This window comes from Parabacteroides sp. merdae-related_45_40 (assembly GCF_001915675.1).
On the sequence record NZ_MNQY01000125.1, the window covers coordinates 1 to 14,075 of the forward strand.

9 protein-coding genes are annotated in these 14,075 nt (G+C 48.8%); 8 read left to right on the forward strand and 1 reads right to left on the reverse strand.

The genetic code is table 11. The annotated features are described in order from the left end of the window. The first annotated feature begins 68 nt into the window (after nucleotides 1–68). The 3 genes from nhaA to BHV83_RS17175 all read left to right on the forward strand — a co-directional run bounded on the left by nhaA (nucleotide 69) and on the right by BHV83_RS17175 (nucleotide 8,112). Nucleotides 69–1,433 carry a Na+/H+ antiporter NhaA gene (nhaA, locus tag BHV83_RS17165; RefSeq protein ID WP_005638809.1) on the forward strand — a complete coding sequence of 455 codons (1,365 nt, stop codon included), beginning with the start codon at nucleotides 69–71 and terminating at the stop codon, nucleotides 1,431–1,433. Next, nucleotides 1,420–2,307: an aldo/keto reductase gene (locus BHV83_RS17170; protein ID WP_005638808.1), complete on the forward strand. Its 888-nt coding sequence runs from the start codon at nucleotides 1,420–1,422 to the stop codon at nucleotides 2,305–2,307. The genes nhaA and BHV83_RS17170 overlap by 14 nt, the downstream gene beginning before the upstream one ends. A gap of 273 nt (nucleotides 2,308–2,580) precedes the next feature. Continuing rightward, nucleotides 2,581–8,112 (forward strand): alpha-2-macroglobulin family protein, encoded by a 5,532-nt coding sequence (locus BHV83_RS17175; protein ID WP_286757806.1) that lies wholly within the window; start codon nucleotides 2,581–2,583, stop codon nucleotides 8,110–8,112. Nucleotides 8,113–8,230: 118 nt separating this feature from the next. Here the strand turns inward: BHV83_RS17175 and msrC are convergent, their stop codons facing one another. Next, nucleotides 8,231–8,704: a free L-methionine (R)-S-oxide reductase MsrC gene (msrC, locus tag BHV83_RS17180; protein WP_022322015.1), complete on the reverse strand. Its 474-nt coding sequence runs from the start codon at nucleotides 8,702–8,704 to the stop codon at nucleotides 8,231–8,233. Nucleotides 8,705–8,766: 62 nt separating this feature from the next. Between msrC and BHV83_RS17185 the strand changes: the two genes are divergently transcribed. The 5 genes from BHV83_RS17185 (at nucleotide 8,767) to BHV83_RS17205 (ending at nucleotide 14,060) form a co-directional block, all read left to right on the forward strand. Further along, nucleotides 8,767–10,113, forward strand: coding sequence for an MATE family efflux transporter (locus tag BHV83_RS17185; protein ID WP_005638802.1), 1,347 nt, complete (start codon nucleotides 8,767–8,769; stop codon nucleotides 10,111–10,113). 42 nt (nucleotides 10,114–10,155) lie between these two features. Continuing rightward, nucleotides 10,156–10,797: a cytidylate kinase-like family protein gene (locus BHV83_RS17190; protein ID WP_005638800.1), complete on the forward strand. Its 642-nt coding sequence runs from the start codon at nucleotides 10,156–10,158 to the stop codon at nucleotides 10,795–10,797. A 173-nt stretch (nucleotides 10,798–10,970) separates the two neighbouring features. Next, nucleotides 10,971–11,741 (forward strand): sulfide-dependent adenosine diphosphate thiazole synthase, encoded by a 771-nt coding sequence (locus BHV83_RS17195; RefSeq protein WP_005638798.1) that lies wholly within the window; start codon nucleotides 10,971–10,973, stop codon nucleotides 11,739–11,741. A 597-nt stretch (nucleotides 11,742–12,338) separates the two neighbouring features. Continuing rightward, nucleotides 12,339–12,749, forward strand: a complete 411-nt coding sequence (locus BHV83_RS17200) for a DUF6769 family protein (protein ID WP_286757807.1) — start codon at nucleotides 12,339–12,341, stop codon at nucleotides 12,747–12,749. A gap of 93 nt (nucleotides 12,750–12,842) precedes the next feature. After that, nucleotides 12,843–14,060: an efflux RND transporter periplasmic adaptor subunit gene (locus tag BHV83_RS17205; RefSeq protein ID WP_195292706.1), complete on the forward strand. Its 1,218-nt coding sequence runs from the start codon at nucleotides 12,843–12,845 to the stop codon at nucleotides 14,058–14,060. Nucleotides 14,061–14,075 lie beyond the last annotated feature (15 nt).

Here is a 14,075-nt window from a genome sequence, read left to right on the forward strand (position 1 = left end):
ACAGTTGTTAGGAAAAAATCAAAGGGAAGCGGTTTGCACGCCGCTTCCCATAAATATTTAAATACCATATGGATAGAACCATCAACGTTATCCTTAAACCGTTGCGTCGTTTTGCTATGCAAAAACCGAATGCGAGTATCTTATTATTCATGGCTATGATTCTTGCTATGCTATTTGCCAATTCCCCTTGGGCGGAGTCCTACCATAACATCTTATCTCATCCGATTGATTTGAAGATAGGTAATTTCACACCGTTTATGCATCATGGAGAAGTGATGCCGATGCTGGTCTTTGTGAATGATGCCTTGATGGCAGTCTTCTTTTTTGTGATTGGATTGGAGATTAAGCAGGAAATTCTGATTGGGGAGTTGAGTTCGGTACGGAAAGCACTGCTTCCGATTATTGCGGCCTGCGGCGGGATGATCGTTCCGGTATTGTTTTATTTTCTGGTTTGTCATTCGGCACCCGAAGTGCGAGGTGTGGCTATTCCGATGGCGACCGATATCGCCTTTGCCTTGGCTGTTTTAGGGTTGTTGGGAAAACGGGTTCCACTCAGCATGCGTATTTTTTTGACGGCATTGGCGGTGGTGGATGATATCGGCGGAATCATTATTATCGCCTTGTTTTATAGTGGTGAGATTGCGTTTGAGCCACTTCTGATCTCACTCGCCTTGCTGGCTTTGCTATATGTAGGGGGAAGGATGAGGGTGAATAACATTGCTTTCTACTATATAATAGGTTTCTTTGTGTGGATGCTATTTCTTGAGTCGGGTATTCATCCGACCATAGCGGGTGTGCTGGTCGCATTCACCGTTCCGGCTCGTCCGGTTGTTAAGCTGGATGATTTCACTTGTGAAATGACTGGCTATCTGGATATGCTGGATTACACAGAAGTGCGTCATTCCCGGAAAGCGGCGGTTCTTTCATCGACACAGATTCAAGTTCTCAACAATATTCATTCATTGGCGGACAAAACAATCAGTCCGTTGCAAAGCATTGCCAACAAACTCCATCCGTTAGTCAATTATCTGATCCTGCCGCTCTTCGCTTTTGTCAATGCAGGCGTTACTTTCGGGGATATCGGGATCGGTTCGTTACTGGGAATCCCGTTGGCGGTATTCTTCGGCCTGTTTGCCGGAAAGTCGCTGGGTATTTTCCTGTTCACCTATATTTTTGTCCGTTTGCGTCTTGCTACGATGCCGGAAGGGGTGAGCAAACGGAACCTATTCGGGGTGTCGATGTTGGGCGGTATCGGTTTTACGGTAGCTCTCTTTATCGCGAACCTGTCTTTTGCCGGGATGCCTGATGTCGGAGTAGAGCTATTGAATCAGGCAAAGTTGGGCGTATTTGCCGGTTCGTTCATTTCAGGCTTGTGCGGTTATTTGATATTAAAGAAAGTATTACCTAAAAATTATAGAGATGGACAGACGTAAATTTATTCAGACTGGGATTGCCGGAGTAGCCGGTTTATCGTTAGTCCGCACAGGACTTGCCAACATACAGATGACCGTACCTTCGGATATATCGGTCGACAGGGTGAAACTGGGAAAGACCGGATTGAAAGTCTCTCGTATAGCTATGGGAACCGGGACGAAAGGCTGGAATTACCAGTCCAATCAGACCCGGCTCGGACTGGATAACTTTGTGAAGATAGCCCGTCACGGTTATGAACGCGGTATTCGCTTCTTCGATATGGCCGATATGTACGGTTCGCAACCATTTGTCGGAAAAGCCCTGAAAGAGTTGCCTCGTGAGAAACTCACGCTGATGACGAAGATGTGGACCTACGACGAAGGGTCGGAAAAACGCGAGTCGGTCAGCAAAACCCTCGACCGTTTCCGCCAGGAAGTTGGTACGGACTATTTCGATATCCTCCTACTGCACTGTATGACGAAAGGCGACTGGGCGGAAACTCGTAAATTTTATATGGACGGCCTGGCGAAAGCCAAGCAGGATGGTATCGTGAAAGCTGTCGGCGTCTCCTGTCATAACTGGGAAGCGCTGGTCGAGGCAGTCGACAATCCGTGGTGTGACGTTATCCTCGCCCGCTTGAATCCGTTCCAAAGCCATATGGATGGGACGGTCGAAGCCGTAAACGAACTTTTAGGCAAGGCACGCAAGAAAGGCAAAGGGCTTATCGGAATGAAAATTTTTGGTGAAGGCAAACATGTTTCTGATGCCGAACGCGAACGTTCCATCCGTTTTGCTGTTACCGAAAGTAACTTGCATTGCATGACACTTGGTCTGGAGTCCATCGCGCAGATGAATGATGCGATAGAGCGGGTGATGCGGAATGCCAGAGGATAGCTGCCTTATTCCGCCACCTTGCGTATCTTGTGCCGATACTGATAATCAGCTGTTAACGCGAAAAAATAATCAGTTCGGCACATGGCATTGCCAGCCATAATCCCCTTTCTCCCAATAAGTGAGGAAGGGTGAGGAAAGAGTTTGCAAAAGTAGTCTTTTAAGTCCGGCCAGAAATTACCATTTGGTAAAAAATAAGAATAATAATGTACATAAAAATGCTTATATTCGCAGACAGTCTGTTTGTCGAAAGTGTAACTGTTAAATTCAGGAAATATGGCGAAATATCTGTATTATATCTGTGCCTGTTGTTTTTTGTTTTTATTCAGCAGATGTGGAAAAGGTAAAAGCGAATCCGAAGAGATCCCTTTCAATCCCTATGTGGAGGCGTTTACCTCCGGTACGATTTCAAGATATACGCCCGTATATCTTATTTTCAACCAGGAAATAGCAGTTGACAGAATGGAGCCTGACCAACTTCGTGACCTGGTCAAGATCAAGCCCGAGACAGTCGGCGAGTTCGCATTTGAAAATAGCCGGACGATCGTATTCAAGCCATCCAAGAGTTTTGAGCGCGACACTCGTTACGAGGTAAAGGCTGATCTATCAGAGTGGTTTGATACGGAACGAAAGGACAAATATTTCTCATTCAGATTCTCGACGCAGCCTTTGCTGTTGCGTGCCAACCTGCAATCCGTCGATATCAACCGGAAGAATGAAAACGGCTACGACATTGTCTGCTCGGTATTTACGCCGGACAGGGAAATTCCCGAAACTGTAGAGTCGCTTGTCCGTTTCTCCGAAAAGGCGAATGCCAGATGGCAACATAGTCCCGACGGAAAGAGGCATGAAATTTCTATCTCGAACATACAGGCCGGGACGGATGCGACACGTGCCTTTAAATTATCCGTAGCCCCGAATAAACTGAAAGTGCCGGAGGAGGAACTGCTATCTGTCGATATTCCCGAACTGAATGATTTTGCCGTGTATGAAGTCGAATATGTCGCAGAGCCGGAACGTTACGTCGAAGTCACCTTTACGAAACTACTCGATGCGGCACAAAACATGCAGGGACTTGCCTGGATCGACGGTAACAAATCGGAGACCGTCAATGTCGAGGGCAATAAGCTCCGCCTTTATCCCGATGCAGGTAGCAAAGGTGCCCTTAATGTTCATCTGAGCCAGAACATCAGAAGCAAAAACGGGCTGAACCTGAAAGAAAGCATCGTTCGTCAGATCGTAGTCAGTGATGAAAAGCCGGAAGTCCGTTTTATCGGCAACGGTGTGATCATCCCACAGTCCACACAACTGACTATTCCTTTTCAAGCCGTCTACTTGCGCGGCGTAGTAGTGCGTGTCATCAAGATATTCGAACAGAACATCGGACAATTCCTTCAGGTGAATGATCTCGAAGGAACGAGTGACCTGATGCGTGTCGGTCGCCTGATCGCGCGTAAAACGATCTTCCTCGATGAAGACGCCACCCAGGATCTCAGTCGTTGGAATACCTACGCGATCGATTTGAAAGAACTGATCGACCCCGAACCCGGCACCATCTACCGGGTGGAACTGTCGTTCAACCGGGATTTGTCCGCCTATCCCTGCGAAGACCTCGTCAAGAAAAGTAAAGAACAACTGCTTGCCGATGATGAGATCAAGTTCAAGGAAGAAAGTAGCCGTTTCGATGGAGGCGGTTATTACTACTATAACGGCGACTTCGACTGGTCCGACTACGATTATAGCAAACGTGGCGACCCCTGTTCCAACAGCTATTATTATAATACGACCGTCGGCAAGAATGTCCTCGCCACCAATCTCGGTCTGTTGGCGATGGCCGGCGAAGATAACGATATGACTGTCCTTGTACATAACATTCTGAGCACCCATCCAGAGAAAGGTGTCAAAGTCGTTGTCTACAACTACCAGCGTCAGGAATTAGCCTCCGGCGTGACAGACGACAAAGGGCAGGTGCGTTTCTCGCTGAAAAACGGCAAGCCGTTCTATCTGACTGCTTCCCTCGGACAGCAACGCTCGTATCTTCGTGTAGACGACGGTTCCGCCCTTTCGCTGAGTTCGTTCGATGTCTCCGGAGAAGTCGTGCAGAAAGGTATCAAGGGCTTCATCTACGGCGACCGCGGTGTATGGCGTCCGGGCGACACGCTGCATCTCGGCTTTATGTTGAACGACCGCAGCCGGATGCTCCCTGCTAACCATCCGGTCATCATGGAACTTTACAATCCGCTCGGCCAGTTCTACCTGCGCAAGACACAGACAAAAGGCGAAGCAGGACTTTATGTTTTCGATATGCCGACCGAACCCGATGCGCCGACAGGCGCTTGGAACGTCAACGTGAATGTCGGCGGCGTCACCTTTACGAAGCGTCTCCGTATCGAAACGATCAAACCGAACCGCTTGAAGATATCCCTTACGATGCCCCCCAAAAAATTGCTCCGAGGCGAACCGCTCGATGCCGCTATGCACGTGGAATGGCTACAGGGAGCAACTGCCCGCAATCTGAAATACGATATTCAGGGAACCTTTATCTCGACCCCGACCACCTTTTCCGGCTATAAGAAATTCTATTTCGATGATCCTTCGAAAATCTTCAACAGCGAAGAAAGCAAAGTGATCTCCGGTGTGACCGATGCAGCGGGCGACGCCACCATCAAAGCCCGTTTCGAGACCGGCGCTTCGGCTCCCGGTATGTTGTTGGCGAGTTTCGTCACCCGTGTGTATGAGGAATCCGGCGATTTCAGCATCGATGCTAACCGGGCGTTCTATTCACCCTACCGTCGCTATGCCGGCATCAAGTCGCCCCAGCAAGACGGGGAACCACTGAAGACAGGAACCGAATATAAATATGAGGTAGCCTCCGTTGATTATCTTGGACAGGCGGTAGCTAATACCGAACTCGAAGTGAAAGTCTATAAAGTCCATTGGTACTGGTGGTGGAGCTCAGATAACGGGAGCCTGGCGAACTATGTCTCGAATTCGTACAACAAACCGGTGAAAACCTTCACCGTCCGTACTGGTACGAATGGTATGGCCTCCTTCAACCTGAGATATGCCGATGCCGATTGGGGAACCTATTTTATCTCGGTGAAAGACAAAGAGAGCAAACACTCTACCGGTGTGATGAACTATTTCGACTGGCCTTACAGTGAAGGCAGACGCGATGCTGACGGTTCTTCCTCCGCCAATATGCTAACCTTCAAGACCGACAAGGACACATACGCACCAGGCGAACAGATCGTTGTTACCTTCCCCTCTGTCAAGGGAAGCCGCGCGATCATCAGCATTGAGAACGGAACACGTGTCCTTTCGACCACTGAGCACATGTGCAACGACGGGCAGACTACGGTCAAGCTCGCCGTCACTCCGGATATGCAGCCAAACGCGTACCTTTATATAACACTCTTGCAACCGCATGGTGTCACGAAGAACGACCTGCCGATCCGCATGTACGGTGTCGTCCCTTTCACGGTTACATCTCCCGAAAGCCATTTGGCCCCGATTATCCATATGGCGGATGAGGTCAAGCCTGAAGCACCTTGTCACGTGATGGTTTCCGAAAAGAACGGTCGCGAGATGGCCTACACACTGGCGATTGTCGACGAAGGGTTGCTTGACCTAACCCGCTTTCGCACACCCGATCCCTGGCAGGCGTTTAACGCCCGCGAGGCATTGGGGGTTAATACCTGGGATTTGTACAACTACGTGGTCGGCGCGTATGGCGGCCGTATCGAGCAACTGTTCAGTATTGGCGGCGACGATGCCTTGAATAAAGGTCCGAAGGCGATAGTGAACCGCTTTAAGCCGGTCGTGCAGTTTGCCGGTCCGTTTCTGCTGAAAAAGGGAGAAAAACGGCAGCATACCTATAAGATGCCGAACTACAACGGCCGTGTCCGCGTCATGGTCGTCGCTGGAAACGGGGAGGCTTACGGCAACACGGAGAAGAGCGTGCTCGTGCGCAAGCCTGTCATGCTGCTCGGCACACTCCCGCGCGTTATCGGCATAGGAGAGGAGATGGTGGTTCCTGCTACCGTCTTTGCCACCGAAAAAGGAGTTGGAGACGTGCAGGTCACGATCGCCTGCTCCGGCAATATGGAGGTAGTCGGCGAGAAGAGCCATATGCTGCACTTTGAAACGGTCAGTGACAAACTGGCGCAGTTCCGCATTCGTGTGAAAGATACCCCCGGAGCCGGACACGTGAAGATCACGGCTACCGGCGGTGGTGAAAAGTCTGTATATGAAACCGATATCGAAATCCGTTCCGTACGCCGTCCGCAAATCAAGGTGACACCTGTGACGCTCGAAGCCGGAAAGAGCTGGAAAGGGACGGTCGGCCTTCCCGGCGTGGAGGGTACGAACTCCCTTGTGCTCGAAATGTCGGATGTCCAACCTGTCAACCTCTCCACGCGGTTGTCCTATCTGTTGGGCTACCCGCATGGATGTGTTGAACAGATCACTTCGAAGGCATTCCCGCAACTGTACTTGAGCGGGGTCGCCTCGTTGACCCGCGAACAGGAGCAATCGACTGAAGCGACCGTGAAAGAAGTGATCCGTCGCCTGCGTTCCTACCAGACGGTAGACGGTTCCTTCTCCTACTGGCCTGGTGGAACGGCTCCCAATGCTTGGGGGACTGTTTATGCCATCCACTTTCTGCTCGAAGCGGAGAAGAAAGGTTACCTTGTACCCGAAGGCATGATGCGGAATGCGTTGAATGACTTGAGCCGTATTGCCCGTAACTGGAAACCGGAAGCCTCCTATTCTGCCGAATCCGAAGAAATGACGCAGGCATACCGCCTGTTTGTCCTCGCTTTAGGGCAAGTTGCCGAGGTCGGCGCCATGAATCGCCTGAAAGAGAGTAAGACGCTCATGTCTATGAGTCGCTATCTGTTGGCGGCGGGTTATGCTTTGGTCGGACGTCCGGATGTATCGAAAGAGTTGGTTGTAAAGACAACGGCTCTGACAACGGCTTGTTCCGGATACGATCAGACGTTCGGCAGCGACTTGCGTGATACTTCGATCCGCCTGATGACGCTCTGTCTGCTCGATGGCGGTAAGGAAGCGGCTCTCTTGACAAATGAAATATCCAAGACGCTCGCATCCGACGATTGGCTGAGCACGCAATCCACGGCATTCAGCCTGGTGGCTCTTTCCGACTATATGGAGAAATATAAGATGTCCGGCTCGATGGACTTCTCCTATGCCGTAGACGGCAAGGCGAAGAAGGTTTCCACCACTCGGAACATCTGGACGGAGACTTTGCTTGACAAGACTGCCTCTTCTGCCTCCTTAGAGTTGAAGAACACCGGCAAATCCACTCTGTTCGCCCGCCTCGTGGCCGAAGGTATCCCAGCCGAGGGTAAAGAGGAAGCCTATGCGAACGGTCTTACGCTCGCCGTCAGCTATATGAATCATGACGGCCATCCGGTGAATACCTCCGCTTTGCAGCAGGGTACGAACTTCACGGCTGTGGTGACCGTCGCAAATTCGTCTCCTCGTGGCTATAACCACCTGGTGCTGACTGAGGTTTTTCCGGCTGGTTGGGAGATATTGAACACGCGTTTCCTTACAGGCGGCACGGTTGACAATCGGGTGACAGGTGTCAATTACCAAGATATTCGTGATGATCGTGCTTACAGCTATATCGACTATCTGCCTGCCGGAAAGCAAGTGACGGTCCGTATCAATCTTTGTGCTGTTTACCCCGGCCGTTTCTATTTGCCTCCGGTCTATTGCGAAGCGATGTATGACCATCTTGTCCGAGCGAATACGGAGGGAAAGATGGTGACGGTCGAATAGACAATAAAAAACGGAAGACCTCCGTTTGAGGCTTCCGTTTTTTCAAATTATATCATATGGATTCTTCCTGGACGGATTGGGGGGGGAAGGGTTGTCACAATTATATGTTTTCCACCGTTCAAAACGGTAAGATTGCGCAAAGTCGTTCCAGATATTCCGCATCCGTCTTGTCGAACTCGTTCAGCTTGTCGCTGTCAATGTCCAGTACGGCAACCACTTTTCCATCTCTGACTATCGGTACGACGATTTCTGACCGTGAATCCGAGCTACAGGCAATATGTCCCGGAAATTGCTCTACGTCCGGGACAATGATTGTTTGTGCATCCTTCCAGGCTGTTCCGCATACACCTTTCCCGTACCGGATGCGCGTGCAGGCAAGAGGCCCCTGGAACGGGGCAAGCACGAGCATCTCTTCTTTTACCACATAAAAGCCTACCCAGAAGAAATCGAATGTTTGTTTCAGGGCAGCGGCGACATTCGCCATATTGGCGACGACGTCCGTCTCTCCCGCTGTCAGCGATTGCAATTGAGGAAGCAGCGTCTCATATAGTTCCCGCTTGTTCTCACCGTTGATTATTAAATTTTCTGCCATTTTTTATACTTTATAAGAAAACAAAAGTAACCTTTTTTTCGGATTCTGCGTATCTTTGTGACATGAGTAAACAAAATTCTCCTTTAGTGCTTGGAACCGAGCGCATCAGCAAGTTGTTGACACAGTATGCCATACCGGCCATTATCGCCATGACCGCTTCTTCGCTCTACAATATGGCAGACAGTATATTTATCGGACACGGGGTAGGACCGTTGGCGATCTCCGGCTTGGCCTTGACTTTTCCATTGATGAACCTTGCGGCTGCTTTCGGTTCTCTGGTTGGGGTGGGGGCTTCAACGCTGGTGTCCGTGAAGTTGGGACAGAAAGATTATGAAGGGGCGAACAAGGTGCTCGGAAACGTACTGGTGCTGAACGTAGTTTTGGGACTCGCATTTACGTTGGTCTTTATGTTGTTGCTCGATCCGATCCTCTATTTCTTCGGGGCGAGCGAGAACACGATTTCGTATGCCCGCGATTATATGAATGTGATCCTGATAGGAAATGTGATTACTCATATGTATCTAGGACTGAATGCGGTGTTGCGTTCTTCCGGTTTCCCTAAATTAGCGATGTATGCGACGTTGGCGTCGGTGGTGATCAACTGTGTACTGAATCCGCTTTTTATCTTCGGTTTCGGTTGGGGGATCAAGGGATCGGCATGGGCTACCGTCATCTCTCAGGTCATTTCGCTGACCGGACAGTTGATTCATTTTTCCCGTCCGAAGGAGTTGTTGCATTTCAAGAAAGGCATTTACCGGCTGAAAAGCGAAATCGTGAAGGGGATTCTTTATATCGGAATGTCACCTTTCCTGATGAATCTTTGTGCCTGCCTGATCGTAATACTGATTAACCGGGGACTGAAAGAGCATGGCGGCGATATGGCGATCGGCGCATACGGGATCGTGAACCGGGTGGTATTCCTCTTTATTATGATCATCATGGGGTTCAACCAGGGGATGCAGCCGATTGCCGGTTATAACTTCGGTGCCCGCCAATATTCGCGTGTGACGGAAGTGACGAAGTTGACGATGAAGTGGGCGATAGGGGTGGCGACAACAGGGTTTTTGCTCTGTCAGTTGTTCCCCTCGGTGATCGTCCGCATGTTTACGACCGATCCGGAGCTGATCGAGGCGGCGGTGTACGGTTTGCATATCGTCTTTGCGGTCTTTCCGATTGTCGGTTTCCAGATGGTGGCGACAAACTTTTTCCTTTCCATCGGGATGTCTAAGAAGGCGATCTTCCTTTCGCTCACCCGGCAGATGCTGTTCCTCGTTCCCTGCTTGTTGATTCTTCCCCGATGGTTCGGAACACTTGGCGTATGGATCAGCATCCCGATCGCCGACACGACAGCTACGATTGTTACGGCTCTCGTCTTGATAAACCAGTTCAGGAAGTTTCATTCTAAATAAATTTTATTTACCTTTGTCTTGATACCAAAAACATAGATAGACATGGATAATAAAATCATATTGACCATCGGCCGGCAGTTTGGCAGCGGTGGTCGCGAGGTAGGACAGAAGCTGGCAAAAGAACTGGGCATCGGCTATTATGACAAGGAACTGATGGCGCTTGCCGCGAAGGAAAGCGGATTGAGCGAGGAGTTTTTCGAGAAAGCGGACGAGAAGGCTTCCAGTGGTTTGGCGTATGCTTTTACGATGGGCTATTCGTATATGGGGTTGTTCCCGCCGTATGCCGATGTGCTGTCTAACGACCGTTTGTTCCTGTATCAGAGCGATACGATCCGTAACTTGGCGGAAAAAGGTTCTTGTGTGATTGTCGGACGATGTGCCGACTATATCCTTCGTGACAATCCTGACTGCCTGAGTTTCTTTATTCATAACAACAAGGAAAACCGTATTCAACGGATCATCGAAAGCCAGAACCTGACGGTCGAACAGGCGGAGGAATTGATGCTGAAGACCGACAAGTCGCGTGCTGCTTATTATAACTATTATACGAATAAGGAATGGGGCGTTGCATCCACCTACAACTTTTCGATAGATGTCTCTGTCTTGGGGATAGACGAGACGGTTGCGTTCATGAAGAATTTTGTGGAACGGAAAATGGACAAGCGTCCGCCGCATTTCGGATAATTATTATATCTTTGCCTCCGACTTATCATAGGGGTGCCTTACTATACAGGCTGAGATTATACCCATTGAACCTGCCGGATAACGCCGTGAAGGGAAAAGGTAGAATTACTAAATAAAGGGAAGCGTTACCTCTATGTGCTTCCCGATGTTTAAACTCTAATTATTATTTTGTAATGGAACAGATTGTTTCAACAGGAATTATCGACTCTTACTTTGCGAAGTTAAAGAGCAATTTGTCTATTGATGTCGCTATTGTCGGTGGTGGTCCTTCTGGTATCGTAGCCGCTTATTATCTGGCTAAGGCCGGAAAGAAGGTGGCTTTGTTCGACCGTAAGCTGGCCCCCGGTGGAGGTATGTGGGGGGGCGCCATGATGTTCAACGATATCGTGGTTCAGGAAGAGGCTATGCCGATCGTGCGTGAGTTGGGTGTAAGTTATAAGGATGCCGGAAACGGTACTTATATCATGGATTCCGTACACACGACCTCGGCTTTGATCTATGGTGCGACGAAAGCCGGTGCGACTATTTTCAACTGCTATTCCGTAGAAGATGTAGTGTTCCATAACGATGCTGTAGCCGGAGTGGTGGTAAACTGGGCTCCGGTTATCCGCGAAGGTATGCATGTGGACCCGCTGACAATCATGTCCAAGGCTGTCCTGGAAGGAACCGGCCACGACTGTGAAATCGCACGCGTGGTGGCTCGCAAAAACGATATCAAGCTGAATACTCCGACTGGGGGCGTGATCGGCGAACGTTCGCTGAATGTCGAGCTGGGTGAGTCTACAACCGTAGAAAATACGAAGGAAATCTATCCGGGACTGTTCGTTTCTGGTATGGCTGCCAATGGGGTGAGTGGTAGTTTCCGCATGGGGCCGATCTTTGGCGGTATGCTGATGAGCGGTAAGAAGGCGGCCGAACTTATTTGTGCTAAGCTGGACAAATAAAGGCTTATTTCCGAATAACAAGGAGATGTCAAAACACATCTTCATCACGATTTTTTAGGCATGGATTATATGGGTTTATATCCATGCCTGATTTATGTCATTTCGTAAGTAAGTTTTCACTTGGCATACCTTTCTTCTCTATCGGGAGAAATCATAGAAACTGTTTTCATCTATCACTCTATCACTGACGAGCCTGTAGTTATTGATATTTAAACGTTAGAGGTAGTGATAGATGACATTTTCCTCTATCACTACTCTATCACTACTCTGTCACTCCTTTGTCACTCATGAAATATGGAGCTTTTATCATATGATTGAAAAACAATATGGTTCTTCATTCCACAAAAGCTATCTCTTTTTTTGGCAGAAATAAGCACATAATTTCACGAACACCCCCATGTTGCCACCCTTTACATCCGGGTGAAGAGGGGGGGGTACACCCGGATGTAAAGGGTGGCAACATGGGGGTGTCTGGCAACTAAAGTGCCTTGCCAGACAATGAAAACCGCCTGGTTTGGTGAAAAACAAAACAGTTTCTTAATTTAGGAAGCATAATTGCGTAGTAATTAAAAAACTTCGTATTTTTGTATCGGAAGTATGAGAGTGAAAAAGAAAATATACCAATATGTGATGCTGCTTGTTAGTATCGTGATGCTTATGTCGGTAGTCGTACCGCACCATCACCATAGTAACGGGTTGCCTTGCTATAAATCACTTTCAGCCGAGGCGGCTCATGGTGGGCATGGAAGTTCCGAATCACATGATTGCGGATGCAACGGGCATAACATCGCACTCTACACTTCCATTTTCTCGCATGTGACAGATGGAAACGGGAATCAGTTTCTTTTCCCTTTGCTTGTATTGTTTGATTATATAAACCCTCCTGTTCCGGTCTTTTACAAGCTCTTGTTCGAGAATGACCGGGCCTACTACATCGAGTCCCTGCATGATACGTGGATTGTTTCTGCGTCAGGGCTTCGTGCGCCTCCGTATGAATTTGATTTATAATTTATGATTTATGATTTATGTGTTGATGATATAAATCATAAATCATGAACCTTCTTTTATTCATAACTCATAAATCAAAATTCATACATCATAATGAAAAAAATATATTTAGTGTGGGTGATTTTCGCCTACATCCTGGCAGGTTGCAATGGCAATACTGCGGCACATGGAGAGCATGAACATGAAGCCCACGAACACGAAGAAGGACACGACCACGATCACGAAGGGCATGACCATGAACATGAGGGACATGATCATGAACATGAAGAGACCGGAGAAGGACATGCCGGTGAAATTTCGTTTAAGAAAGCATTGGCGGAAGCAGTCGGATTGCAGACGTCTAAGGTTGAGCCGGGTGTTTTTACCGATGTGATCAAAACAAGCGGGCGGGTGATGGCTGCGCAGGGAGAGGAGTCGACTGTGGTGGCTACGGTTCCCGGTGTGGTAACATTCGGCAACCTGTCATTTGTCGATGGAACGGCTGTTCGCAAGGGACAGGCTATTCTGAGTCTTGCTTCGAGCAGTTTGTCTGACGGTAATGTGGCGGCTAAAGCCAAATATGCGTATGAGAATGCAAAGAAAGAATATGAACGTATGGAAACCCTGGTAGGAGATAAGATCGTTTCTGCCAAAAATTTTGAACAGGCACGTCTGAATTACGAGAATGCGAAGGTGGCTTGGGAAGCGGTAGCAGGAAAACAGACTGCTAACGGGGTGTCGGTCGTTTCGCCAATAAACGGTTATCTGAAAAACTTGCAAGTGAAAGAGGGTGATTATGTGACGGTAGGCCAGCCGTTGGCCACGATTTCGCAGAATGGCCGCCTGGTGTTGCGTGCGGAGGTTTCAGAGAAATATTACAACTACTTGCCATCTATACAGTCCGCTAATTTCTGTACGCCGTACGATAACGTGACTTATAAACTGTCCGATCTGCGTGGACGTCTGCTTTCTTATGGCAAGGCCTCCGATACTAACTCTTTTTATGTTCCGGTTACATTCGAGTTTGATAATAAGGGAGCTATTATTCCCGGCTCGTTTGTCGAGATCTATCTGCTTACGGCTCCGATGCAGAATGTCATCAGTGTCCCTGTTTCCGCCCTTATCGAGGAGCAGGGTGTTTATTCAGTCTTTGTTCGCGTGCATGAAGAAGCCTATAAAAAGGTTCCTGTGACATTAGGTGCCGACAACGGCTCCGAAGTTCAGATATTGAGCGGCCTGAATGCAGGTGACGAAGTTGTGACGGTCGGTGCTTACCAGATCAAGCTGGCTTCTGCTTCTAATGCAATTCCCGCACATACACATAATCATTAATGAATTGACAATTAA

What these genes read in the sequence shown, in the direction of transcription:
- nhaA (WP_005638809.1), top strand. Translation starts at nt 69, where the DNA reads ATGGATAGAACCATCAACGTTATCCTTAAACCGTTGCGTCGTTTTGCT.
- BHV83_RS17170 (WP_005638808.1), top strand. Translation starts at nt 1,420, where the DNA reads ATGGACAGACGTAAATTTATTCAGACTGGGATTGCCGGAGTAGCCGGT.
- BHV83_RS17175 (WP_286757806.1), top strand. Translation starts at nt 2,581, where the DNA reads ATGGCGAAATATCTGTATTATATCTGTGCCTGTTGTTTTTTGTTTTTA.
- msrC (WP_022322015.1), bottom strand. Translation starts at nt 8,704, where the DNA reads ATGGCAGAAAATTTAATAATCAACGGTGAGAACAAGCGGGAACTATAT.
- BHV83_RS17185 (WP_005638802.1), top strand. Translation starts at nt 8,767, where the DNA reads ATGAGTAAACAAAATTCTCCTTTAGTGCTTGGAACCGAGCGCATCAGC.
- BHV83_RS17190 (WP_005638800.1), top strand. Translation starts at nt 10,156, where the DNA reads ATGGATAATAAAATCATATTGACCATCGGCCGGCAGTTTGGCAGCGGT.
- BHV83_RS17195 (WP_005638798.1), top strand. Translation starts at nt 10,971, where the DNA reads ATGGAACAGATTGTTTCAACAGGAATTATCGACTCTTACTTTGCGAAG.
- BHV83_RS17200 (WP_286757807.1), top strand. Translation starts at nt 12,339, where the DNA reads ATGAGAGTGAAAAAGAAAATATACCAATATGTGATGCTGCTTGTTAGT.
- BHV83_RS17205 (WP_195292706.1), top strand. Translation starts at nt 12,843, where the DNA reads ATGAAAAAAATATATTTAGTGTGGGTGATTTTCGCCTACATCCTGGCA.